21 protein-coding genes and 1 pseudogene are annotated in these 22902 nt (G+C 69.3%); 4 read left to right on the forward strand and 18 right to left on the reverse strand.

Translation table 11 applies throughout. The features are described 5' to 3' along the window. The 17 genes and pseudogenes from QZV94_RS10025 to QZV94_RS10105 form a co-directional block, all read right to left on the reverse strand. A pseudogene (locus QZV94_RS10025) lies at nucleotides 1–503 on the reverse strand (2,3,4,5-tetrahydropyridine-2,6-dicarboxylate N-succinyltransferase); the annotation flags it as partial. After that, nucleotides 504–1166, reverse strand: coding sequence for a pyrimidine 5'-nucleotidase (locus QZV94_RS10030; RefSeq protein WP_293677684.1), 663 nt, complete (start codon nucleotides 1164–1166; stop codon nucleotides 504–506). It lies immediately after the preceding pseudogene. Further along, a complete protein-coding gene (argB, locus tag QZV94_RS10035) occupies nucleotides 1163–2074 on the reverse strand; it encodes an acetylglutamate kinase (RefSeq protein WP_293677685.1) in 912 nt (303 codons plus the stop codon). The genes QZV94_RS10030 and argB overlap by 4 nt, the downstream gene beginning before the upstream one ends. A gap of 89 nt (nucleotides 2075–2163) precedes the next feature. Then, a complete protein-coding gene (locus tag QZV94_RS10040; RefSeq protein WP_293677686.1) occupies nucleotides 2164–2919 on the reverse strand; it encodes a Crp/Fnr family transcriptional regulator in 756 nt (251 codons plus the stop codon). Between the two features lie 84 nt (nucleotides 2920–3003). Then, on the reverse strand, nucleotides 3004–4146 hold the full coding sequence (locus QZV94_RS10045) for an acyl-CoA dehydrogenase family protein (RefSeq protein WP_293677687.1): 1143 nt from the start codon (nucleotides 4144–4146) through the stop codon (nucleotides 3004–3006). A gap of 61 nt (nucleotides 4147–4207) precedes the next feature. After that, nucleotides 4208–4849: a ribosome biogenesis GTP-binding protein YihA/YsxC gene (yihA, locus tag QZV94_RS10050; RefSeq protein WP_293677688.1), complete on the reverse strand. Its 642-nt coding sequence runs from the start codon at nucleotides 4847–4849 to the stop codon at nucleotides 4208–4210. Then, nucleotides 4846–6690: a membrane protein insertase YidC gene (gene yidC / locus QZV94_RS10055; protein ID WP_293677689.1), complete on the reverse strand. Its 1845-nt coding sequence runs from the start codon at nucleotides 6688–6690 to the stop codon at nucleotides 4846–4848. Before yidC ends, yihA begins: the two co-directional genes overlap by 4 nt. A 48-nt stretch (nucleotides 6691–6738) precedes the next feature. Continuing rightward, nucleotides 6739–7110: a ribonuclease P protein component gene (gene rnpA, locus QZV94_RS10060; protein WP_293677690.1), complete on the reverse strand. Its 372-nt coding sequence runs from the start codon at nucleotides 7108–7110 to the stop codon at nucleotides 6739–6741. 19 nt (nucleotides 7111–7129) lie between these two features. Further along, nucleotides 7130–7264, reverse strand: coding sequence for a 50S ribosomal protein L34 (rpmH, locus tag QZV94_RS10065; RefSeq protein ID WP_293677691.1), 135 nt, complete (start codon nucleotides 7262–7264; stop codon nucleotides 7130–7132). A 68-nt stretch (nucleotides 7265–7332) separates the two neighbouring features. Continuing rightward, on the reverse strand, nucleotides 7333–8082 hold the full coding sequence (map, locus tag QZV94_RS10070) for a type I methionyl aminopeptidase (RefSeq protein WP_293677692.1): 750 nt from the start codon (nucleotides 8080–8082) through the stop codon (nucleotides 7333–7335). 9 nt (nucleotides 8083–8091) lie between these two features. Then, nucleotides 8092–9072, reverse strand: coding sequence for an NADPH:quinone oxidoreductase family protein (locus QZV94_RS10075; protein ID WP_293677693.1), 981 nt, complete (start codon nucleotides 9070–9072; stop codon nucleotides 8092–8094). Between the two features lie 68 nt (nucleotides 9073–9140). Continuing rightward, a complete protein-coding gene (locus QZV94_RS10080; RefSeq protein WP_293677694.1) occupies nucleotides 9141–9767 on the reverse strand; it encodes a TetR/AcrR family transcriptional regulator in 627 nt (208 codons plus the stop codon). 81 nt (nucleotides 9768–9848) lie between these two features. Next, nucleotides 9849–10766 carry an SDR family oxidoreductase gene (locus tag QZV94_RS10085; protein WP_293677695.1) on the reverse strand — a complete coding sequence of 306 codons (918 nt, stop codon included), beginning with the start codon at nucleotides 10764–10766 and terminating at the stop codon, nucleotides 9849–9851. A 91-nt stretch (nucleotides 10767–10857) separates the two neighbouring features. Continuing rightward, nucleotides 10858–12246 (reverse strand): tetratricopeptide repeat protein, encoded by a 1389-nt coding sequence (locus tag QZV94_RS10090; RefSeq protein WP_293677696.1) that lies wholly within the window; start codon nucleotides 12244–12246, stop codon nucleotides 10858–10860. Then, on the reverse strand, nucleotides 12243–13061 hold the full coding sequence (locus QZV94_RS10095) for a DUF72 domain-containing protein (protein ID WP_293677697.1): 819 nt from the start codon (nucleotides 13059–13061) through the stop codon (nucleotides 12243–12245). Before QZV94_RS10095 ends, QZV94_RS10090 begins: the two co-directional genes overlap by 4 nt. 102 nt (nucleotides 13062–13163) lie before the next feature. Further along, nucleotides 13164–14819, reverse strand: a complete 1656-nt coding sequence (locus tag QZV94_RS10100) for a M28 family metallopeptidase (protein WP_293677698.1) — start codon at nucleotides 14817–14819, stop codon at nucleotides 13164–13166. Between the two features lie 60 nt (nucleotides 14820–14879). Beyond that, nucleotides 14880–15656: a TetR/AcrR family transcriptional regulator gene (locus QZV94_RS10105; protein WP_293677699.1), complete on the reverse strand. Its 777-nt coding sequence runs from the start codon at nucleotides 15654–15656 to the stop codon at nucleotides 14880–14882. A gap of 160 nt (nucleotides 15657–15816) precedes the next feature. Between QZV94_RS10105 and QZV94_RS10110 the strand changes: the two genes are divergently transcribed. The 4 genes from QZV94_RS10110 to QZV94_RS10125 are packed head-to-tail and all read left to right on the forward strand — an operon-like array spanning nucleotide 15817 to nucleotide 22445. Further along, on the forward strand, nucleotides 15817–17238 hold the full coding sequence (locus tag QZV94_RS10110) for a TolC family protein (protein ID WP_293677700.1): 1422 nt from the start codon (nucleotides 15817–15819) through the stop codon (nucleotides 17236–17238). A gap of 10 nt (nucleotides 17239–17248) precedes the next feature. Continuing rightward, on the forward strand, nucleotides 17249–18367 hold the full coding sequence (locus QZV94_RS10115; RefSeq protein WP_293677701.1) for an efflux RND transporter periplasmic adaptor subunit: 1119 nt from the start codon (nucleotides 17249–17251) through the stop codon (nucleotides 18365–18367). Beyond that, nucleotides 18364–21495 carry an efflux RND transporter permease subunit gene (locus QZV94_RS10120; protein ID WP_293677702.1) on the forward strand — a complete coding sequence of 1044 codons (3132 nt, stop codon included), beginning with the start codon at nucleotides 18364–18366 and terminating at the stop codon, nucleotides 21493–21495. The genes QZV94_RS10115 and QZV94_RS10120 overlap by 4 nt, the downstream gene beginning before the upstream one ends. Nucleotides 21496–21545: 50 nt before the next feature. Further along, complete coding sequence (locus QZV94_RS10125; RefSeq protein ID WP_293677703.1) at nucleotides 21546–22445, forward strand: hypothetical protein; 900 nt, start codon at nucleotides 21546–21548, stop codon at nucleotides 22443–22445. On the opposite strand, the gene QZV94_RS10130 is transcribed toward QZV94_RS10125, so the two are convergent. Then, on the reverse strand, nucleotides 22442–22729 hold the full coding sequence (locus QZV94_RS10130) for an EscU/YscU/HrcU family type III secretion system export apparatus switch protein (RefSeq protein WP_293677704.1): 288 nt from the start codon (nucleotides 22727–22729) through the stop codon (nucleotides 22442–22444). The two genes, QZV94_RS10125 and QZV94_RS10130, sit on opposite strands and share 4 nt — an antisense overlap. Between the last annotated feature and the right edge of the window lie 173 nt (nucleotides 22730–22902).

Consider the following 22902-nt stretch of genomic DNA (forward strand, 5'->3'; position numbering starts at 1 on the left):
CCGCCGATGCCGGCGCCGCCGGAGATGTGGCAGTGCTTGCCGATCTGGGCGCATGACCCGACCGTGGCCCAGGTGTCGACCATGGTCCCTTCGTCGACGTAGGCTCCGATGTTCACGAAGGATGGCGTCAGCACCACGTTCTTCGCCAGGAACGCACCCTTGCGCACGGTGCAGCCGGGCACGGCGCGGAAGCCGGCGGCCTCGAAGCGGGCGGCGTTCCAGCCGGTGAACTTCAAGGGCACCTTGTCCCAGTAGGGGTGCGGCGCGTCGGCGTCGATCAACCGGTTGGGGGTGAGGCGGAAGAGCAGCAGGATCGCCTGCTTCGCCCATTGGTTGGTCACCCAGGTCCCGTCGGCCTCTCGCTGCGCCACCCGCAGCCTTCCGGAGTCCAGCAGTTCGATGGTCTCGTGCACGGCGTCGCGCACCCGGCCGGTCGTCTGCTGGTTGACGCCGTCGCGCTCTTCCCAGGCGGCTTCGATCACGGACTTGAGCTCGTTCGACATTCAGGCGGCCTCTTTGAGCTGGGCGCCGTTCAGGAACGGCGTGAGCTTGGCGGTGCGGTGGTGGACGAAAGGGGCGGTGGACTGGGCGGCGTAGGGGCCGACCAGGACGGTGGTCATGCCGAGGTCCGCGGCCGGCTCCAGGTTGCGCTGGCTGTCCTCGAAGAAGGCGGTGGCGGTGGGCTCGATGGCGTGCGCGGCGCCTATCCGCACGAAGGCCTCGGGGCTGGGCTTCGGCTCGTAGCCGCCCGAGCCGATGTGGAAGACGTCGTCGAAGAGGTCCGACAGCCCCAGGTGCTGCATGACGCGCAGCGCGTGGCGGTCGTCGGCATTGGTGAAGATCAGCCGCCGGCCGGGCAGCCGCGCCAGGGCGGCCAGCAGGTCGGGATCGTGGGCCAGGGCCTCGAGGCTGAGATCGTGGAAGATGGCGTGGAACTCGTCGGGATCGACCCCGTGATGCAGCATCAGGCCCTTCAGCGTCAGGCCATGCTCGGCCAGGTACGCCTTCTGCAGCTTGAAGGCCTCGGGCCGCGGCAGGCCGGTGGCCTTTTCCACGAAGTCGGTCATGCGGTCGACGACGGAGTCGAGGAAGCCGGACTCGGCGGGGTAGAGGGTGCCGTCGAGATCGAACAGCCAGGTGTCCACGTGCCGCAGGTCGGCTGTCATGCGCGGACGAGGGTGCCGGAGCCGTGCTCGGTGAAGAGCTCCAGCAGCATGGCGTGCGGCCGCCGGCCGTCCAGGATGACCACAGCCTCGACTCCCGCCTCCACCGCGGCGATGGCGGTCTCCAGCTTGGGTATCATGCCGCCGGTGGCGACCTTGTCGGCGATGGCCGCTCGCGCCTCGGCTACGGTGAGCTGCGGGATGCGTTGCTTGTTCGCGTCCAGGACGCCCGCCACGTCGGTGAGCAGCAGCATGCGCTTGGCGCCCAGCGCGCCGGCCAGGGCGCCGGCCACGGTGTCGGCATTGATGTTGAAGGTCTGGCCGCTCTCGTCCACGCCGATCGGGGCCACCACCGGGATGTAGTCGTGCTCCGCCTTGATCAGGGCCTCGATCAGGGCGGTGTCGATCACCTTGGGTTCGCCCACGAAGCCCAGGTCGACGATCTGCTCCTCCACCGAGTCGGGGCTGCGGCGGGTGCGGGTGACCTTCTCGACCGTTATCAGTTTCGCGTCCTTGCCGGAAAGCCCCACGCCGCGCACGTCGGAGGCGGCGCCGGCCTGGGTGATCCAGCTGGCGATCTCCTTGTTGATGGCGCCCGACAACACCATCTCGGCGACTTCCATGGTGGCCTGGTCGGTGACCCGCAGCCCGTCGACGAAGGTGGACTTCACTCCGGCCTTCTGCAGCCAGGCCGAAATCTGGGGGCCGCCGCCGTGCACCACGACCGGCTGTACCCCCAGCATGCGCAACAGCACCACGTCGGCAGCGAACAGCTTGGCGACCTGTTCCTCGCCCATGGCGTGGCCGCCGTATTTGATGACCACGGTCTGGCGATTGTAGGTCTGGATGTAGGGCAGGGCCTCGGCCAGCGTCGTCGCCGTCGCCCAGCCCTGTTCCTCGGTGTCGCTCAATGTGCCGTCCTCGAACTCGGGGGGTCCGATAGCGGACGGCGGCGACCCTGTCACGCGGCCCCAGCCGCGAAAGCGGCGATGAGCGGTGTCTAGGTGGTCACCTCGGGCAACAGCCTGGCGAAGTGGTCCTCCACGGCGCGGTAGCACTCGCAGGCGGCGCGTTCGAGCCCGGCCCGGTCCAGCACCTCGACGCGACCGCGGCGGTTGCGGATCAATCCGCGCGCGGCCAGGCCGCTGGTCACCGCCGAGACGGTGGTGCGCTGGACGCCCAGCATCTCGGCCAGGGATTCCTGGGTCAGCTGGATGATGTTGTCGCCCGCGCGGTCATGGGTGGCGAGCAGCCAGCGGGCGGCCCGCTCCTCCGCGGTGTGCAGTGCGTTGCACGCCACCGACTGCATCATCTGTGCAAGCAGCGCGTCGGCGTAGCGGGCGAAGAGGTCGGTAAAGCGTGTCGAGCCGGTCTTGGCCGCTTCCAGATGGCTGGTGGGGATGGCCAACGCCTCGCCGCCGATCTGCACCATGGCGCGGCCGAAGGCGGGCTTGTGGCCTTCGCTGACGATGCCGCCGACCGCGCCCTCGCGCCCGATCGTGGCGGCCTCGACCTCACGCCCGTCGCGGGTGACGATGAGCAGTGAGACCATGGCCTTCCGGCACGGGAAGTAGGTGGTGGTGACCTCGTCGCCCGGCTCGAACAACACCCGGCCCCGGGCCAGCTGGATAGGTTCGAGATGGGGCGCCAGGATCGCGTACTCCCTCGCGTTCAGCGCGGCGAGCAGGCGGTTGGCGTGCCGATCGGACGCACGCAAGGCAGGGTCACGCGTGGGCGCGACGAAGGACTGGCTCATGGCGCCGGGTTCCCACGGTACTTGGTCATAGGATCAACGCCGAACGGCTGCGCTTGTTGCGCGCCTTCGCTCGATTTTGAGCGCTTAGATCGAACGCGCGACGACTTCCTTCATGATCTCGCTGGTGCCGCCGTAGATGCGTTGGACGCGCGCGTCGCGCCACAGCCGGGCGATGGGATACTCGTTCATGTAGCCGGCGCCGCCGTGCAGTTGCAGGCCCGCGTCGCAGACCTCCCATTGCAGCTCGGTGTGGAACAGCTTTGCTGCAGAGCCTTCGGCGGCGGTCAGCTTGCCTTGCAGGTGCCGGGCGATCGCCCAGTCCAGGTGGGCCCAACCGGCCTGCATCTTGGCCTTCAGCGCGCCCAGGGTGAAGCGGGTGTTCTGGAAGTCGAAGACGGTCTGCTTGAAGGCCTTGCGGTCCTTGGTGAACTTCACCGTTTCGTCGAAGGCGCGCTGGGCGGCCGCCTGGGCCTGGACGGCGATGCCCAGCCGTTCCTGCGGCAGCTGGCTCATCAGATAGCCGAAGCCCTTGCCCTCCTCGCCCAGGCAGTTGGACGTGGGCACGCGTACGTCCTCGAAGAAGAGTTCGGAGGTGTCGGCCGAGTGCATCCCGATCTTGTCGAGGTTCCGGCCGCGCTTGAAGCCTTCGCGGGTAGCCTCCACCAGGATCAGCGAGATGCCCTTGCCGCCGGCGGCGGGGTCAGTCTTGGCCACCACGATGATCAGGTCGGCGTTCTGGCCGTTGGTGATGTAGGTCTTCGACCCGTTCACGACGTACTCGTTTCCGTCGCGGATGGCGGTGGTGCGCACGGCCTGCAGGTCGGACCCCGTGCTGGGCTCGGTCATGGCGATGGCCGTTATAGCCTCCCCGGAGACCATCTTCGGCAGCCACTCCAGCTTCTGTTCCTCGGAGCCGAAGTTCTGGATGTAGTCGGCCACGATGTCCGACTGCAGCGTGATGCCCGCCGACGATCCCGCATAGAACAGCTCCTCGGAGACCACCGCGTTGTAGCGGAAGTCGAGGCCCAGCCCGCCGTACTCCGGGGCCACCCCGGGGCAGAGCAGCCCAGCCTCGCCGCACGCCAGCCAGAACTGGCGGTCGACGACGCCCTCCGCCTCCCAGCGGTCGAGGTTGGGCCACAAGGCCTTGTCGTAGAACTTGCGCACCTGGTCGCGGAACAGGTTCAGCTCTTCGTCGAAGGCGGTGCGGGCGGACATGTCGATCATGGTGGATCCCTGAGGTTCGCGCGCCAGTTAGCGCGGTGACGCTGCGGAGGGCTAGCGGCGCCTAAGACGCGCAGGCCGCCAGGATCTCCGCGCGGAGTTCGGGGATCCCGGCGCCCTTCTCGGCGGAGGTGGCCAGCACGCGCGGGAACGCCGCCGGCCGCTTGGCGATCTTGCGCGTCGTCTCGGCAACCATCTGCTCGACGTCTCGGCCCTTCAGCTTGTCGGCCTTCGTGAGGATGACCTGGTAGCTGACGGCGGCCAGGTCGAAGGCCTCCATGGCCTCGGCGTCCACGTCCTTCAGGCCGTGGCGGGCGTCGATCAGCAGGTAGGCGCGCTTCAGGTTGGGGCGGCCGCGCAGGTAGCTGCGCCCCAGGTTCTGGAACTTGTTCTTCGCCTCGCGGCTGACCTTGGCGAAGCCGTAGCCGGGCAGGTCGACCAGCCGCAGCGTCTCGTCGGCGACGAAGAAATTGATCTCCCGCGTGCGCCCCGGTGCGGTGGAGGCCCGCGCCAGGTGCGTGCGGCCGGTCACCGCATTGATCAGCGACGACTTGCCCACGTTGGAGCGCCCGGCGAAGGCCACTTCGGGCAGATCGGCGGGCGGCAGGCCGGCGATCGCCACCGCGCCCATCATGAAGGTGACCGGGTGGGCGAAGAAGACCCGCGCGGCTTCAAGCGCCTCGTCGTCGAACGCCGCGTCCGTCATCCCGCGGGCGTGGGCTTGCCGGTCAGCTTGCCGATGATCCGGTCGATGGGGTTATCCACCTTGAAGCGCCGCATCATGATGTACTGCTGGATCGTCGTGAGCACGTTGGACCAGGTGTAGTAGACCAGTAGCCCGATCGCGAATTGCGCCATGATGAAGGTGAACAGCAGGGGCATGAACTGCAGCATCTTCTGCTGCATCGGGTCGGGGGCCGGCGGGCTCATCGAGGTCGTCAGCCAAGTCGTCGCCCCGTAGAGAATGGCGAGCACGCCGATGTGCAGGAAGCCCGGAGGGTTGCCGTAAGCCAAGAGGTCGCCGATCAGCGGCGCCGTGCCCGGGTCCCAGGGGATAAGGCCGAACAGGTTGAAGATGGTGGTCGGGTCCGGCGCCGACAGGTCCTTGATATAGCCGAAGAACGGCGCATGCCGCATCTCCAGCGTGATCTGCAACACCTTGAATAGCGCGAAGAACACCGGGATCTGAAGGAAGATCGGCAGGCACCCGGCCAGTGGGTTCACCTTCTCGCGCTTGTAGAGCTCCATGAGCTCCTGCTGTTGGCGCGCCGGGTCGTCCTTGAACTTCTTGCGCAGCTCCTCCATCGCCGGCTGCACCTTCTTCATCTTCGTCATCGACTCGTATTGCTTGTTGGCGAGCGGGAAGAAGATCAGTCGCACGACCACGGTGAGCGCCAGGATGGCGACCCCGAAGTTGCCGATGTGGGCGAAGAGGAAGCTCAGGAACTGGTAGACGGGACGGGTCAGGAACCAGAACATCCCCCAGTCGACCGCCTCGTCGAAGTGCGGGATGGCCAGCTTGGTCTGGTATTCCTTCAGCAGCGGCACCTTCTTCGCGCCCGCGAACAGGCGGGTGGTCGAGGTGACCTGCTGGCCTACGCCGATGGCGCGCGGCTGGCCCACGAAGTTGGCGTCGACGATGTTGACCCCGGCGGCGCGGGTCAGGCCGTAGCGGCCCTCGAAATGCTCCTGCGGCCCGGGGATCAGGGCGGCCAGCCAGTAGTGGTCGGTGATGCCAAGCCAGCCGCCGACCGAGGCGTGAGCGGGGCCGCCACCCTCCTTCTGCCACTTGGCGTACTTCAGCAGCCGTCGCTTCTCGGCGAAGTAGCCGGCCGCGCCCTCGTGGACGACGCCGTTCTTGCCCAAGGTGGCGGGCACGCCCTGGCGCTGCACCGACCCGTAGGGGGCGAGCGTGATCGGCGTGGCCCCGCGGTTGGCCACCGTGTCGGTGACGGTGAACATGTAGTTCTCGTCCACCGCGATGACGCGGGTGAAGGCCAGCCCCTGGCCGTTGTCGTAGGTCAGGGTCACCGGCTTGCCGGGCGCGAGCGTCGAGCCCTGGGCCAGGGTCCACTGGGTTTGTCCGTCGGGCAGGCCGGGCACGTTCGCGCCAGTCCAGCCCAGGTCGGCGAAGAAGGCGAACGGCGCGCCCTCGGGGCGGAACAACTCCACCGGCGGCGAGTCCTTGGCCAGGGTCTGGCGGTAGCCGGTGAGGTAAAGGTCGTCGATCCGCGCCCCGCGCAGGGACATCGAACCCTTCAGCGCCGGGGTGTCGATCATGACGCGAGGGGACGCGGTGACAGCGGCCTGGCGGGTCATGGCCTGCGGCACGGCGATGCCCGGTCGGGCGATGCCGGCGCTGGTCGCGCCTGGCGCGGCAGCGGCGCCGGGGACGGTCGCGACCGCCGCAGCCTGAGCCTTGCGGGCGGCTTCCTCGGCCTGCATCCGCTTGGTCGCCGGGTCGGCCACGAAGAACTGGTAGGCCAGGAGCATGATCGCCGCGCACACGAAGAAGATGATCGTGTTGCGGGTGTTTTCGTCTCTCATGAGCGGCGACGTGGGCTTTCCGGCAGAAGCGGGGAAGAGGGGGAGGCGCTAGGGTATGTGGGTGGCCGCGCGGTCGGCCGCGAGCCTTATCAGCGCGCTTTTCACATCGTCAAGCAAACGGGCCCACGGGCGGGTCAGCACGCCGCCCCGGGCGATGATCACGTAGTCGACCCCGGGCGAGGCAAACTGCGGCAAGAGCGCGCGGGCGGCCTCGCGCATCCGCCGCTTGGCGCGGTTGCGCTCCACGGCGCCGCCGATGCGTTTCGTCGCGGTGAAGCCGACGCGGACGAGCGGCAGGTCGTCGCCGCGGGCCCGGGCCTGCACGACGACGGCGCCCTTCGCGCAGGATGGGGCCTGGGCGCAGGCGAGGAACTCGCTGCGCTTCCTGAGGCGCTCAATGGCAGGGGAGGCGTCCGTCACGCGGACACCTTAGCCAGTCCTAGGCGCTGAGGCGCTTGCGGCCCTTGGACCGGCGACGGGCGAGGATCTTCTGGCCGTTCTTGGTCGACATGCGCAGCCGGAAGCCGTGGCGGCGCGCGCGCACGAGGCGGGAGGGCTGGAATGTGCGCTTCACGGGAAGGCTCCGGGTCGAAAATCGAGCGGCGGTGGATAGTGGAAGGGCCGGCGGCTGTCAACCACGCCTCAGGCCAGCGTCATCACCAGCGGCCCGCTGCGAGTGGCGACCAGGGTGTGTTCGTATTGAACGGTGGGCTGGCCGCGCGGCGGCGCCAGCGTCCAGCCGTCGCCGCGGCTCTCCACGACCCAGTCGGCGCCGAGCGACAGGAACGGCTCCAGGGTAAAGACCAAGCCCTCGGTGATTTTGCGCCGGTCCGACGGCTCGGCCCAGGTGGGGATCTCCTTGGGCTCCTCATGCAGCGCCCCGCCGACCCCGTGGCTCGCGAGGTTCCGGACCAGGCTGTAGCCGTTCCTGCGTGCGAAGGCCTCGATCTGGCGGCCCGGCGCGGCCAGGTCGCCGCCAGCGCGCACCGCGCGGATGCCACTCCACAGCGCCCGGCGGCCGTCGCGGCACAGGCGCTCGACGCGCGCGCTAACCGGGGGCACGGCGAAGCTCGCGCCGGTGTCACCGAAGAAGCCGTCCAGCTCGGCCGAGACGTCGATGTTGATCAGGTCGCCGGCCTCGACGCGCCGATCGTCCGGGATGCCGTGCGCTACGTCCGGGCCGATGGAGATGCAGGTGGCGCCCGGGAAGCCGTAGGTGATTTCCGGCGCCGAGCGGCCGCCCTCTCGCTCGATCAGCCGTCGGCCGAGGTCGTCGAGCTCGCGGGTGGTGATGCCGGGCTCCAGGGCTGCGCCCATGGCGGTCAGCGTCCGCGCCACCAGCCGCCCGGCGGCCCGCAGCTTCTCCAGGTCCTCGTCGTTGCCGATGGTCATGAGCGCCTTCTAGAGGTCCGGCCGGATAATCGTCTTGCCGACCACCTTGCGCTGGGCCAGCGTCTCGAAGGCGTCGCGCCATTCGCTCAGCGGATATTCGGCGTCGACGCGGGGCTTCACCTTACCCTCCTCGGCCAGCTTCCAGATCGCTTCGTTGTTCTCGCGGCCCTTGGCCGGGTTCTGGCGGCCGTATTCGCCGGCCCGGACGCCCATCACCGAGAAGCCCTTGATCAGGGCGATGTTGACCGGGAGCACAGGCAGCCGGCCACTTGTGAAGCCGATGGAGAGGATGCGGCCGCCGAAGGCGATGCAGCGGACCGACTCGTCGAACACGTCGCCGCCGACCGGATCGTAGATGACGTCGGCGCCCTTGCCCCCGGTGAGTTCCTTCACCCGCTCGCGGAAGCCGCGGGTGACGTTGACCGTGGCGTCCACGTCGTACTCACGCTCGATGATCGCCAGCTTCTCGTCGGAGGCGGAGGCCGCGATCACCTTGGCGCCCAGCAGCTTGGCGTAATCGACGGCGGCCAGGCCGACGCCGCCGGCTGCGCCGTGCACCAGCACCCACTCGCCCGGCTGCACCATGCCGATGCGACTGAAGGCGACGTAGGCGGTGAGGTAGCAGACCGGATACCCCGCGGCCTCGCTGTAGCTGAAATTGGCCGGCTTCTTGCGCAGGGCGACGGCCGGCAGGATGGCGTATTCGGCGAACCCGCCGCGTCCGCCGGAGACCACCGGGTCACCGATGGCGAAGCCAGTGACGCCCTCGCCCAGGGCGTCCACGTCGCCGGCGAGTTCCATGCCGCCCACGAACGGGATCGACGGCTTGTGCTGGTGCTCGCCTCTGGTCTGCATCAGGTCGGGGAAGTTGACGGCGGCGGCCTTGACCTTGATCCGCACCTCGCCCGGTCCGGGCTCGGGCATCGGCAGGTCCTTGATTTTGCAGCCGGCGTAGTCCGGGAGAAGCTCTTCAACCACCAGCGCGCGCATCAGATCCTGCTCCTCATGACCGGGCGCGATCTGGACACGTTCCCGCAACGTCGTTCAAGCGGAAGCGCTCAGGCGCCACGCATCGCGCCCGGCAGGCCCTTCAGGCCGTTCAGGATCATCTCCACGGCGAAGTCGGCGGCCGAGGCGGTGTCGATCGGCCGCCGCGCCAGCATGCGGTCGCCGACCTCGCGGGCGATGCCGATACAGGCCGCAGTCATGTACTCGGTGTCCGAGGCGGGCCCGCGGCCTTCGGCGATGGCGTCCTCGATGGCCGCCTTCACCTCGGCGAAAACCGCCTTCATCTCCGGCGTCTCGCCCTGGATATGCGGCTGGATCTCGCCCTCGGGCCGTCGCGCGGCCCAGCTGTTGTGCTCGTCGGCCATGAACTCGAAATAGGCGACGATGGCCTCGCGCACGAACCCGTCGAAGTGGCCCTTGTGGCGCAGGCTCTTCAGGATCGGGGCGAACCGCCGCGCGCCGTCGTCGGAGAGGGCGGCGAACACCTCATCCTTGGAGCGGTAGTAGTTGTAGAAGGTCCCGGCCGCGAGACCCGTGCGGCGGATGATGTCGCGCACGGTGGCCGCTTCAACGCCCAGCTCGCCGAACACCTCACGCGCGGCGTCCAGGATAGCCTGGCGGTTCTGGACCTTGGTCTGCTCCCGCTTGCCGACGGGGAGGTAGGCGACGTCTGCCACGTGTTGGGTACCCGACTGAAAAGTGACGCGAGTCATTCTCTAGGCAGTTGACGTGTGCGGCAAGGGGTCTAGCGCCGTCAGCTACACCGTGCGCTGGGCGCGGTCCTTCTCGTTGGCGCCCTTGATGGCGTTACGAGCCTGTTCCCACTGCTCGTCGGTCCAGGAGGCGAGGTCCGCGCGGCCGCGTCCGCCGAGGTAGCCGCCGCCGTCGATGGCGATGGTCTGGCCGTTGACGTACGCGGACCCGGGATCGAGCAGGTAGACGGCCAGGTTGGCCAGCTCGCGCATCTCGCCCACGCGGTTCAGCGGGATCTCCGGATCGGCCTTGCCGGCGCCTTCCGTGGTCTGGCCGGGGCTGAGGCGCGCCCAGGCGCCTTCGGTCGGGAAGGGGCCCGGCGCGATGGCGTTGAAGCGGATGCCGCGGTCGCCCCACTCCACCGCCAGGCTCATGGTCATGACGTTCAGCCCGGCCTTGGACATGGCCGAGGGCACGGTGAACGGTCCGCCGTGCCAGACCCAGGTGGTCAGGATCGACACCACCGAGGCATGCTTGCCCTCCGCCAGCCAGCGCTTGCCGGCGTCCAGGGTCACGTTGAACGAACCGCGGAAGACGATGTTGGCGATGGCGTCGAACCCGCGCGGCGACAGGTCCTCGGTGCGGCTGATGAAATTGCCCGCGGCGTTGTTGACCAGGCCGGTGGGGGCGCCGCCCGCCCAGACCTCGTCCATCGTGTCGTGGATGGCCTCGGGCACGCGGATGTCGCAAGCCTGACCGGTGACCACCCCGCCGCCGAACTTCGCGGCATGCTCGGAGAGCTCCTTGGCCGTGGCGTCGATGACGGCGCCGCGGCGTCCCCAGATGATCACGTCGGCGCCCAGCAGGGCGCAGGCCTCGGCCATCACCTTGCCCAGGCCGGTGCCGCCACCGGTGATCAGGATCCGCTGGCCCTTCATCAGGCCGGGCTTGAACATCAGGTCGTCGAGGGTGAATTCGGACATCGGGGCCTCCATCGGGCGTTCGACGCCGCAGCGTCGGCCCTAACAGGCCGCCCTGACGCCGGGTCGGTCAAGCCACCGGACGGCGCTCGGATCAAGACGGCGGCAGCGCTTCGATCACCCGTCCCAGGACGGGCGCCCAACCTTCCCCGTCCGCCTGCCGGAACAGCCGCAGCGACGCGTACCACGGCATGTCGGTCCCCCCGTCTCCATAGCGCCACTCCGGGCGCGGCGGGATCATCACCAGGCCCAGTTGCCCGATCGCCCCGGTGAGGTGGGCCAGCGCGGTCTGCACGGTGACCACGCCGTCAAGCGCACACACCAGGCCTGCGAGCGCCTCGAAGTCGTCGATCTCCTTGCGCGGAAAGCTGACGATGGGGCGCGCCAGGCCGGCGTTGACCGCGGCCAGCTCAGCGGTCACGTCGCCATACTGGAGGCTGACGACCTCGTACCCGGGATGCTCGAACAAGGGGCGCAGCGTCTCGAGCGGCATGGAGCGCGCCGCGACACCGGTCTGCGCCGCGCCGCCGCGCCAAGAGATCCCGATGCGGCGCAGTCCGGGCGATGGCCCGAGCCGTGCGCGCCAGGCCTCCACCGTCCGTGGCATCGGGCGCAGGTAGGGGCGGCCGGGGAAGTCGGCTTCGGCGCGGCGGAAGGCGGCCGGCAGGCTGCCGATCGCCACCACCCGGTCGATCCGCGCCAGGTCGACCAGCGCCGGCCCGCTGCCCGCCACAACTTCGATATCCGGGAACGAGACGGAGAAGAGGGTGAGCAGGCGGAACTCAACGACGCAGGTGACTTTCGCGGCGATCGCGGCCAGGTCGGGCAGCACACTGGCGAACATGATCACGTCGCCGACGCCCTGCTCGGCCACCACCAGGACGCGCTGGCCCCGCAGGTCATCCACGGCAGGGCCCAGCGTCAGCCGTTCGCGGAAGGCCGGCGTCATATGGCCGGCGGTCGCATGCCGCTGCAGCCAGCGAGCCTCGTAGTCGTCCCAGCCGCCGGCGAAGTCGCGTCGTAATAGACGCACCCAGGCGCGGCGATAGCGGGCCAGCGGCGCGTGGGGCGCGATCGCCAGCGCCTCGTCATAGGTCGCGCTCGCCTCGTCGTGGCGGCCGAGACCGGCCAGCGCCAGGCCCACGTCCGCCACGGAGTCCGCCTGCTCGACGGGTGTTCCCGCGGGGGCGACCGCGCGGAACGCCGCCAGCGCCTCGTCCGGTCGCTTCAGCTCCAGCAGCGCAAGGCCACGGCCGCGCCAGGCGTCGGCCAGTCCGGGGTCGAGCCCCAGCGCGCGGTCAGCGCTCGCCAAGCCCTCGCCAGCCCGTCCGAGGGCGACCAGGGCGCGCGCCCGGCCGCTGTGGGCGAGGGGCGATCGGGGGTGGACGGCGATGGCCTCGTCGAACGCCGCCAGGGCCGCGCCGAAGCGCCCCTGGCCGAACAACGCGCGACCGCGGGTGATCGGGCCCGGTTCGCCGCTCACCCGGCGATGAACCCCGGGTCGACGCGCTTGATGAACTGCATGGCCGCCGCCGGGGCGCGCACCTTCCCCTCGTGGATCACGAAGGCGTAGACGTCTCGCGGGGTCTCCGGCGGGCCGGTGCGGTCGATCGGCGTGAAGTCGCCGGGGACGCGGCCCTGGGCGTAGTCCTTGAACCGTCCGGCCCAGAGGTCGAGGTCCTTGGGCTCATAGCCGGTCTCGATCTCGTCGGACGCCGAGATCAGCCGCAGATAGACGACCTCGCCGGTGATGTCCGGGATCAGCGGGTAGTTCTCGTTCTCGGATGCGCAGATGGTCATTCCGCGTTCGCGGCACAGGGCCACGAACCGGGGGTCGGCAAAGGTGGCGTTGCGCACCTCGATGACGTGCCGGAGCGGCAGGCCGTTGAGGTTGTCGGGCAACAGGTCGAAGAAGCCGGAGAAGTCGTCGTAGTCGAACTTCTTGGTCGCCATGAACTGCCACAGGATCGGCCCCAGGCGGTCGCCGAGCTCGGTCAGGCCCTGGCCCAGGAAGAACTCCACCGACTGCTTGCCGTCGCTCAGCTTCCTGCGGTTCACGCAGAACCGCGAGGCCTTCACCGCGAAGCGGAAGCCGTTGGGGGTCGCGTCTCGCCATTTGGCCCAGCTGTCCGGCTTGAAGCTGGAGTAGTAGGTGCCGTTGATCTCGATCGCGGAGAGCTGGCGGCTGGCGTACTCCAGCTCCTTCTTCTGCGACAGCCCAGGCGGGTAAAACACCCCCCGCCACGGCTCGAACGTCCACCCGCCGATGCCACAGCGTATCTTGCCGGATTGGGCCATGCGGGTCTCCTCAGCCGGGATATCGGTAGCCGCTGACGGCCCAGTTCTCAAGATGTTCTATCACGCCCATCTCCCTTACGCTGCGCCCAGGAGAAGGGGAGGTCACTTCCGCATCGCCTTCGTCTTGTCCCGCTCGTCCTTGAACTCAGAACCCGCCTTCCACTCGGGCCAGATGCGGGAGTTCGCCAGTTTTTGGCCGAGATCGAGCAGCAGCGCGCCGTCTGCGACGAAGCCCTTGCGGTCCCAGGTCGGATCGTACTCGTCGGCGGGCTGGTGGTAGCGGTCGGCGGTATAGGCCCTGGACCTGGCGGCGCCGGCCTCCCGGCCGCCCACCACCAGGTCCACGCCGCCGCCGAAGCTGATGGCCGGAACGCCCGCCTTGGCGAACGGGAAGTGGTCGGAGCGGAAGAAGAGGCCGGCCGCGGGGCGGGGGTCTGGGCTGTAGGTGCGGTTGTGCGCCTTGCCGACCGTGATAAGCTCATCCTGCAGGGTGAGCGGCGCGTTGCCGGAGGTGGTGAAGTCGCGCGCCAGGCCGCTGGGGCCCACGCCGTCCATGTTGATCACGCCGACGGTGGTCGCCAGCGGATACAGCGGCGCCGAGGCATAGTACTCCGAGCCCAGCAGGCCCTTCTCCTCCGCCGTCAGGGCCAGGAAGACCACAGAACGCTGCGGCTTCGGCAATTTGGCGAACGCTCGGCCCAACTCCAGCAGCATCGCCGTGCCGGAAGCGTTGTCGAGTGCGCCGTTGTAGATCCGGTCGCCCCTGGCGTCCGGCTGTCCCACGCCCAGGTGGTCCCAGTGGGCGGTGTAGATCACCCGCTCGTCCGGGAACCGGGTCCCTCGGATCGCCCCCACCACGTTCTTTGAGACGACCTTCTGCGTGTCGACCGCATAGTCGGCCGAGAAGGTAACGCCTTCCAGGGTCACCGGCTTGAACGCCCGGGTCCGGGCCTGCGCCTTCAGCGCATCGAGATCGTAGCCCCCCGCCTTGATCAGCGCCGCCGCGGCGTCGCGCTGCACCCAGCCCTCCAGCGGCGCGTGAGCGGTGCGCGGATCCCTGCGGATGACGTCGAAGATCTCGTTGGTGTTGGAATTCTTGACCGTCGCCCAGCCATAGGACGCCGGCGCGGTCTCATGGATGACTAGGAAGCCGATGGCGCCCTGCCGGGCGGCCTCTTCGAACTTGTAGGTCCACCGGCCATAGTAGGTCATCGCCTTGCCGCCGAAGTCGCCGCCGGTCGCGTTCTCGAAGTCCGGGTCGTTGACCAGCACCAGGGCGACCTTGCCCTTCAGGTCGACGCCCTTGTAGTCGTCCCAGTCGCGCTCCGGGGCCTTGACGCCATAGCCGACGAAAACGACCGGCGCGTCCTTCACCGTCAGCCGGTCGCCGCTCAGGGTGGCGCGCAGGGCGACCTCTTGCCCTTGCGTCCATGTCTTGGTCGTCCCCCCCATGGTGACGCTGATGTCCACGGGGCCCTTGGTGGTCGAGCGGACCAGGGGGACATCCTGGGTCCAGGCCCGGTCGCCGCCCGGCAGCAGGTCGCCGGCCGGCTGCAGTCCGGCGGCCTTCATCTGATCGAGCAGATAGGCGACGGTCTTGGTCTCTCCGGGGGTGGCGGGGCCACGGCCCTCGAACGCATCGGACGACAGCACCTCGATGTCGCGCAGGATCCGGCCGGCGTCGAGATTCGGTTCGGCCGCGAACATGGGCCCGGCCAGGAGCGTTGCGGCAGCCGCGCTCAGGAGAAACTTTTTCATGGATACACTCGAAATGGGGGTCGAAATTTGCGCGACCCTAGAGCCTAGCGGCCGGGGCCGCTAGGCCAACGCGTGGCGCTCGCGGATATAGGCCTCCAGCCCGTCCAGCACCCGCTCCAGGCCGAACTCGAAGCTGGCCAGGCTCGCGCCCAGACCGCCGCCGCCGCGCTTGCGGCGGCCCTCGCCGATGCGGCTCAGGGCGGGATAGGTCGCCGGATCGACGTGCTGCTGCAGCACCGGCTCGATGAGCTCCAGCCACTGTTCGTCGGTGATGCCGCTGCGGCGCTCGATGTCGCGGGCCTCGCGGGCCACCTGCAGCGCGCCGGCGATGTAGTTCTGCAGCACCTCGGCCACGAGGGTCATTTCCTCCTCGGCCAGCCCCATGCCGTCCAGGGCCTGAATGGTCGCCTCGGCCTTCTTCAGCACATTGGGGCCGAGCGGCGGGCGGTGCAGGGCCAGGTCGAGCACCCACGGATGCCGCTCTGCCAGCGCCCACCGCTGGCGGGCGATGAAGGTGAGCCGGGCGCGCCAGCCGGAGAGGTCGTCGTCCGGGTCCGGAACCGCGCCCATGGCCCGATCGAACATCAGGTCCACCAGTTCGGCCTTCGACGGCACGTAGGTGTAGAGCGACATTGCCGAGACCCCCATGGCCTCGGCCACCCGCCGCATGCTCAGCGCCGGCAGCCCCTCGGCGTCGGCGATGGCCGTGGCGGCGGCCACGACCTTCTCGGCGGAAAACCGCGGTTTGGGCCCGCGCCGCCCCGTTTCCTGCCGGCCCCAAAGGAGGCCCAGGCTACGCTGTGGGTCGCCCCCGCCGGTGAAGTCCTTGTGCGTCACTAAAACACTTTACGTGATACGGAGTTTCCGGCAAATGGTTGACGTAGGGGCTCGTCAGAGGCTCAGGGGAGGCGGCAACCCAACTGTGCAGTTTCTAGCCTTCGCTTGCGCGGCTGCTCGCTTGCGTTCAACAACTCGCCGCCGAACACCGATCCTGATCATGCGTAAACGCCACCTCATGTTTGCGGCCCTGGCCGCGCTGTCGCTTTCCGCCTGCGCCACGGCGCGCAAGGCGGACGTCAGCTTGCCCGTGACCTATGAGGCGCCCGCGACAGCGATGGCGGCGCCGGCCGGCTCAATCGCGTTGGATACCTGGTGGACGGCCTACGGCGACGCCGAGCTTACCGCCCTCGTGGAGCAGGCCCTGGTCCGCAACCTGGACGTCCGCACGGCCCTGGCGCGGCTCGACGAAGTCCGGGGCCAGCGGATCAGCGCGATCGCTCAATACCTGCCTCAGGGCGACGCCACCGGTTCCAGCCGTCGCACCCGGACCACCCAGCTGGGCGGCACGGCGGTGAGCATACCTGGCTTCTCCAACAGCGGGACCTCGACCGCCCAGTCGGCCAACTTCAATGTCAGCTGGGAGATCAGTCCGTTCGACGCCTTGTTCGCCGGCCGCGCCGCTACCGCCGAGGTGGACCGCGCCCGCTATGCCTATGAGGTCGCGCGCGCCGGGATCGCGGCCCAGACGGCCGACTCCTGGTTTTCGGCCAAGGGCCTCGCCATCCAGCTGGCCGACGCACAGGAGGCCCTGCGCATCGTCCAGGGGCTCTACGACATCGTCGACCAGCGCGCCCGCCTGGGCCTTGCCGCACAGTCCGAGCCCGACCGCGTGGCCGGCGACCTGGCCCAGGCCCGGTCGCAGGTCGCAGCCCTCGAGGCGCAGCTCCAGGTGGAAAAGCGGGCGCTCCTGATCCTGGCGGGCCGGATCGTAGAACCCACAGCCAATATCAACGCGACGCCGAACGTGGGCGCCCCCCCGCCTCTCCCGGGCAGCTTGCCCAGCGAGCTGCTGGAGCGCCGGCCCGACGTGCGCCAGGCGCAGGCGGCGGTGAGGAGCCAGGTGAACCAGAAGATCCTGGCGCAGCTGGCCTTCTTCCCGAGCCTGACCCTCACCCCCGGCATCGGCTGGCAGAAGATCAAGCAGCCGGGATTCTCCTCCACGAGCGAGAGCCGGACCTGGGGCGGCAGCGCGGTCCAGCCGGTGCTATCGATCCCGCGTCTGCTCGCGGACCTTAAGGTCCAGGGCGCGCGCACCGAACAGGCCGTGCTCGCCTACGAGAAGACCGTGCAGACCGCCTTCCAGGAGTCGGAGGGCGCATTGGTCAACCTCGACGCCGATCGCCGCCGGGTCGCGCTGCTCACCGAGGGTGAGGCGCGGGCGCGCCGTGGCTATGAGGCGACCCGCATCGGCTACGACCGCGGTTTCAACGACCTTGCCACCACCCTCCAGGCCCAGCAGAACTGGCGCGTGATCCGCGCCCAACTGACGGCGGCCCAGGTCCAGGCCTTGCGCCGCTCCGTCCAGGCCATGAAGGCCTTGGGCGGCGGCTGGCCCGTCCAGGCCTACGCGGCCAAGTGAGACGACCCGAATGAAGCTCGCCAAACTCCTCATCCCGCTGGCCGCCGTCCTGGCGCTCTCGGCGTGCAAGAAGCCGCCGGAGAAGCAGACCGAGGCGGAGCGCGCTCGCGCCGTCAGCGTCGTCCGGGTTGAACTGCGGCCGATCACCGGCGCCCTCAGCGCCTCTGGCGACCTGATCCCGCGCGAGGAGGCCGCCGTGGTGCCGGAGGTGAACGGCTACCGTGTCGCCCGTGTGCTGGCCGACGTCGGCCAGTACGTGAAGGCCGGGCAGACGCTGGTGCAGCTCGACAATACCCTGCTCCAGGCCCAGGTGGCGCAGGCGCAGGCGCTGGCCGCCCAGGCCGAGGCCCAGGCCCAGCAGGCCGAGGACCAGGCCCGGCGGGTCAAGGATCTGGATGGAACCGGCGTGCTCTCGCAGGAACAGATCGACCAGCGCCGGTTCCAGGCCACCGCCGCCCGCGCCCAGGCCCGCGCCCAGGCTGCCAGCCTGAAGGACCTGCAGACCCGCGCCGGCAAGCTCTCGGTGGCTGCGCCCGTGTCGGGGTTGATCCTGGAAAAGAACGTGCGCCCGGGCGACCTGTCCGCTCCCGGCGGCGCCGCTCCGTGGTTCCGCATTGCCCGCGATGGCCAGATCGAGCTCGCGGCGGAAATGTCGGAAGCGGACCTCGCTCACATCCGGGTCGGGCAGTCGGCGACGGTGACCCTGCCCGGCGGCGTCTCCGCGCAGGGCCGCGTCCGGCTGATCAGCCCGCAGATCGATCCGCAGACCAAGCTCGGCGATGTCCGCGTGCTGCTGCCGGTGCGCAGCGACATACGCGCCGGTGGCTTCGGCCGGGCGCTCTTCGCCGACGCCTCGGCGATGGCGCTTGTGATCCCGGAGGCCGCCGTCCGCTACGACGCCGACGGGGCCAGCGTCATGACCGTTCAGTCCAACAACCGCGTGCGCCGGGTTCTGGTGCAGACCGGCCAGCGGGGCGGCGGCCTCGTGCAGCTCACGCGTGGCCCCCCCGCCGGCACGCGCGTCATCCGCAACGCCGGCGCCTTCCTGCTGGACAATGACATGGTCCGGCCAGTGGAGGGCGCAGCGCCTGCCGTGGTCGGCCCGGCCGCGCCGAGGCCCGCGACATGAGCCACGACCACCAGCCCGCCGGCGGCACGCGTATCTCGGCCTGGGCGATCCGCAACCCGATCCCGGTGGTGGTGCTGTTCATCGGCCTGATGATCGCGGGGCTGATCGCCTATCCGACCCTGGCGATAAAGAACTTCCCCGATGTGACCTTTCCGGCCGTCTCCGTCACCGTCACCCAGGCAGGCGCCGCGCCGGGCGAGATGGAGACGCAGATCACCCGCCAGGTCGAGGACGCGCTCGCCTCGATCCCCAGCGTGCGAAACATCCAGTCCTCGGTCACCCAGGGCGTCTCGTCGACGACCATCCAGCTGGAGATCGGCGAGGACCTCCAGAAGAAGACCGACGAGGTGCAGACGCGGATCGACCAGATCCGGCCCAACCTGCCGCGCGAGATCGACGAGCCGCTGGTTCAGCGGGTGGAGTTCGACTCCCTGCCGATCTCCACGTTCGCGGTATCGGCGCCGCAGATGTCCGACGTCGAGTTGTCGTGGTTCATCGATGACGTCGTCAGCCGTGCGCTGCAGGCCGAGAAGGGCGTGGCCCAGACCAACCGCGTCGGCGGCGTCAGCCGCGAGATCAACGTCATCGTCGACCCCGACCGGCTGGCCGCCCTCGGGCTGACCGCCGCCCAGGTGAACAACGCGCTGCGCTCCGCCGACCTGGACGTTCCCGGTGGCCGGGTCGAGGTGGGCGGTCGCGAACAGACCGTCCGCGTGCTGGCCGCCGCCAACACCCTGGCCGCGCTCCGCGAGATGACGATCCCGACCGGCGGCGGGCGCTACGTGAAGCTGACCGACGTCGCCGACATCGGCGACGGCCAGGGCGAGAGGCGCGGGTTTGCGCGCCTGAACGGGCGCCCGGTCGTGGGTTTCCAGCTCCTCAAGGCCCGGGCTGCGTCCGACATCGACGTCGAGGATCGCGCGATGCGCCGCCTCGACCAGCTCGAAAAGCAATACCCCGGCGTCGAGTTCACCCGCATCTTCACCCAGGTGAACGAGACACGCGAGACGTTCCGGGCCACCCAGCACGTGCTGCTGGAAGGAATGCTGCTCGCCGCGCTCGTTGTGTGGCTCTTCCTACGCGACTGGCGGGCCACGATGATCACCGCCTTCGCGATGCCGGTCTCGCTGATCCCAACCTTCTTCGTGATCAAGATGTTCGGGTTCTCGCTCAACACCGTGACCCTGCTGGGCCTGACGCTGGTCATCGGCATCCTGATCGACGACGCCATCGTCGAGATCGAGAACATCGAGAAGCGGGTCAAGCAGGGTCTCCGCCCGTACGAGGCCGCGATGCAGGGGGCCGACGCGATCGGCCTGGCGGTCGTGGCGACGACAGCGGCCATTGTGGTGGTGTTCGCGCCGGTCAGCTTCATGACCGGCATGGTCGGCCAGTTCTTCCGCGAGTTCGGTCTGACGGTCTGCGTCGCGGTGCTGTTCTCGCTACTCGTGGCTCGCCTGCTGACACCGCTGATGGCGGCATACCTCCTGGCGCCCGACAGCCATTCCAAGCCACGGCCGCCGTTCGAGGGCTTCTATCGCAATGCCCTGGAGTGGGCCCTGGACCACCGGATCGTGGCTTCGCTCGCCGGGGCGATCATGTTCTTCGCCTCGCTGGTCATCATCCCGCAGCTGCCGTCCGGCTTCCAGCCGCCGCAGGATTCCGACTTCCTGTTCGTCCAGATCCAGGGCGCTCCGGGCGCGACGGTGGATGACATGGAGACCGTGGTCCAGCGCGTGACCACGGTGTTGAAGAGCGACCCTGACGTTACCGACGTCTTTGCCGAGGTGGGGTCATCCGGCCCGTCCAATCCCTTCAGCGGCGGTGGGGGCGGCGGCGACCTGCGCGCCGCCAGCCTGAACGTACTCCTGAAGACGAAGGGGCGCCGCCACGGGGACGAAATCCGCGCCGACCTTCGCAAGAAGCTGCGCCTGGTGCCGGACGCGCGGATCACCTTCGCCGAGTTCGGCCCCGGCGGCGGGACCGGCTACCAACAGATCCTGACGTCGCAGGACCCGGTGAAGCTGTTGGCCACCGCTACCGAGCTCGAACGGCAGATGCGCACCCTGGACGTGCTCGCCGATCCGCATCCGTCGACGCCTCCGGTGGGGCCGGAGCTGATCATCCGCCCCCGCCCTGCGGAAGCGGCGCGGCTGGGCGTCTCGGCGGACGTCATCGCCCAGGCCGCGCGCGTCGCCACCGTTGGCGATATCGACGCCAATGTGGCCAAGCTGACGGCCGGCGAACGGCGCATCCCCATCCGCATCCGCCTGCCGTCCGACGCGCGCGCCGATCTGGAGCAGATCAAGGCGCTGCGCCTGCCGACCGCCACCGGCGACACCACCACCCTGGCTGCCGTGGCCGACGTCACCTTCCAGGCCGGGCCGGCGCGCATCCAGCGTCTGAACCGACAGCGTCAGCTGACGATCCAGGCGGAGCTCAACGGCGTCCAGATGGGCGAGGCGGGCAGGGCGGTCGCGGGCCTGCCGATCATGAAGAACCTACCAGAGGGCGTCAGTCCGGCCGCGCTCGGCCAGCAGCAGGCCTACGGCGAGATGATCGTCTCCTTCGCGATCGCCCTGGTCTCGGGGATCATGATGATCTTCGGGGTGCTGGTCCTGCTGTTCCGCTCGTTCTTCAAGCCGATCGTCATCCTGGCGGCCCTGCCGCTGGCGATCGGCGGTGCGTTCATCGGGCTGCTGCTCTTCGGGCTGTCGCTGTCGATCCCCTCGCTCATCGGCCTCCTCATGCTGATGGGGCTAGCGGCGAAGAACTCGATCCTGCTGGTCGAGTACGCCATCGAGCGCGAGCGCGAAGGCATGAGCCAGCGCGAGGCGCTGCTGGAAGCCTGCCGCGAGCGGGCGCGGCCCATCATCATGACCAGCCTGGCGATGGCCGCCGGCATGCTGCCGACCGCGCTGGCGCTGGAGAAGGGCTCGGAGTTCCGCCAGCCGATGGCCGTCGCCGTGATCGGCGGTCTGATCACCTCGACGCTGCTGTCGCTGGTGCTGGTGCCGGCGGTGTACGAGTTCGTCGACGACTTCGAGACCTGGCTGAAGCCGAAGCTCGCCCGACTGATCACCCCGCGCAACGCGCCTCAGGTTCCCGTGCCTGAGGACCGCCTCTAGGCTGCTCGGCCGCTACGCGCCTATGCTGCGCGGAAGAGGGGCGAGCCGGCATGCGCGAGTTTTCCATCGGCGACGCGATCACGGCGGGCGTTCGACTCGTTGCTCGCGAGCCTCTGGCGTTCCTGGCGTGGGCGTTGGTCTATGGCTTGGTAGGCCTCACCCCGCAGTTCGTCGGCATGGCGATGGGCTTCGACGCCATGTCCACATTGAGGTCCGGCGCCGCGGCAGATCCGGAGGCCCTCACTCAGGCCATGGCGCCCATGCAGGCGCTGCAGCCGGTCTCGTTCGTCGCCTCGGTGGTGAGTGGCCTACTGCTCTACGGCGCGGCCTACCGTGCGGTGCTGTTTCCCGAAGACCGGCGCTTCCTCTTCCTCCGCCTCGGAGGCCGCGAGCTCTGGATGGCGTTGACGGTGGTTGCGGTCTTCCTCATCGCCTTCGCAGCCATCCTGGTCGTGGTTCTGCTCATCGTTGGGATCACCGCGGCCGGAAGCGCCGCCGCCGGGGCAAGCGGCGCGCTGATTGCCTTCCCGCTGATCCTCCTGCTGGTCGGAATTATGATGTGGGGCGCCAGTCGGCTCGCCCTCGCTCCGCCGATGGCCTTCGCGGAACGAAACTTCCGCATCCCGGAGGCCTGGAGGCAGACCCGCGGCCACGCAGGGCGGATCTTCCTGGTCATGCTGGGCGTATTCGGGCTGCTCCTCCTGGCGCAGGTTCTGCTGTTCGCGCTGGGCGCTGGCATTTTCAGCCTGTTCATGCCGTTGAGCGAAATGGGGCGGCTTCTTATGCAGAACCCCGCAGGCCTGTTCGCCAAGATCCACCCTGTGGGCTGGGCGTTGGCCGCCGTGCTGTGGGCGTTGTTCGGGACCTGGTCGATGGCGATGTTCGCTGCGTCGCTCGCCGAAATCTACCGCGGCCTGCGCGGCCCCGACCACGCCGAGGTGTTCAGCTAGGGCCGCAGTTGTGGCGCGGGACGGGCCTCGCCCGCCGCGCGCATGATGAAGCCGATGATCGTGGCCACGGCCTGGTAGAGCTCGACGGGAATCTCCGTCTCCAGTTCCAGCGTGGACAGCGCCTCGGCCAGCGGCGCGTTGGCCTCCAGCGGGATGTTGTGCTCCCGGGCGGTGTCGATGATCCGTTGGCCGACTTCGCCGCGGCCGATGGCGACCACGCGGGGCGCGTCGGGCGCCTCGTAGGTCAAGGCCACTGCAAGCGGTCGTTTGGCGACCTCGCTCACAGCGTGCGATCCACGAAGCCGCCGCTCGGCGGAGGCGCTTGCGCTGGCGCGCCCAGGCGGAACACCACGTCGGCTGGAAGCTCCTGGGCGAGCCGGGCGCCGTGGCTGCGAAGCTGCTCGAGGCTGGCTTCGCCCTCGGCCCAGACGGTGACGGCCGCCCGCCCGCCCGGAGC

This window comes from uncultured Phenylobacterium sp., from assembly GCF_902826855.1.
Lineage (GTDB): Bacteria > Pseudomonadota > Alphaproteobacteria > Caulobacterales > Caulobacteraceae > Phenylobacterium.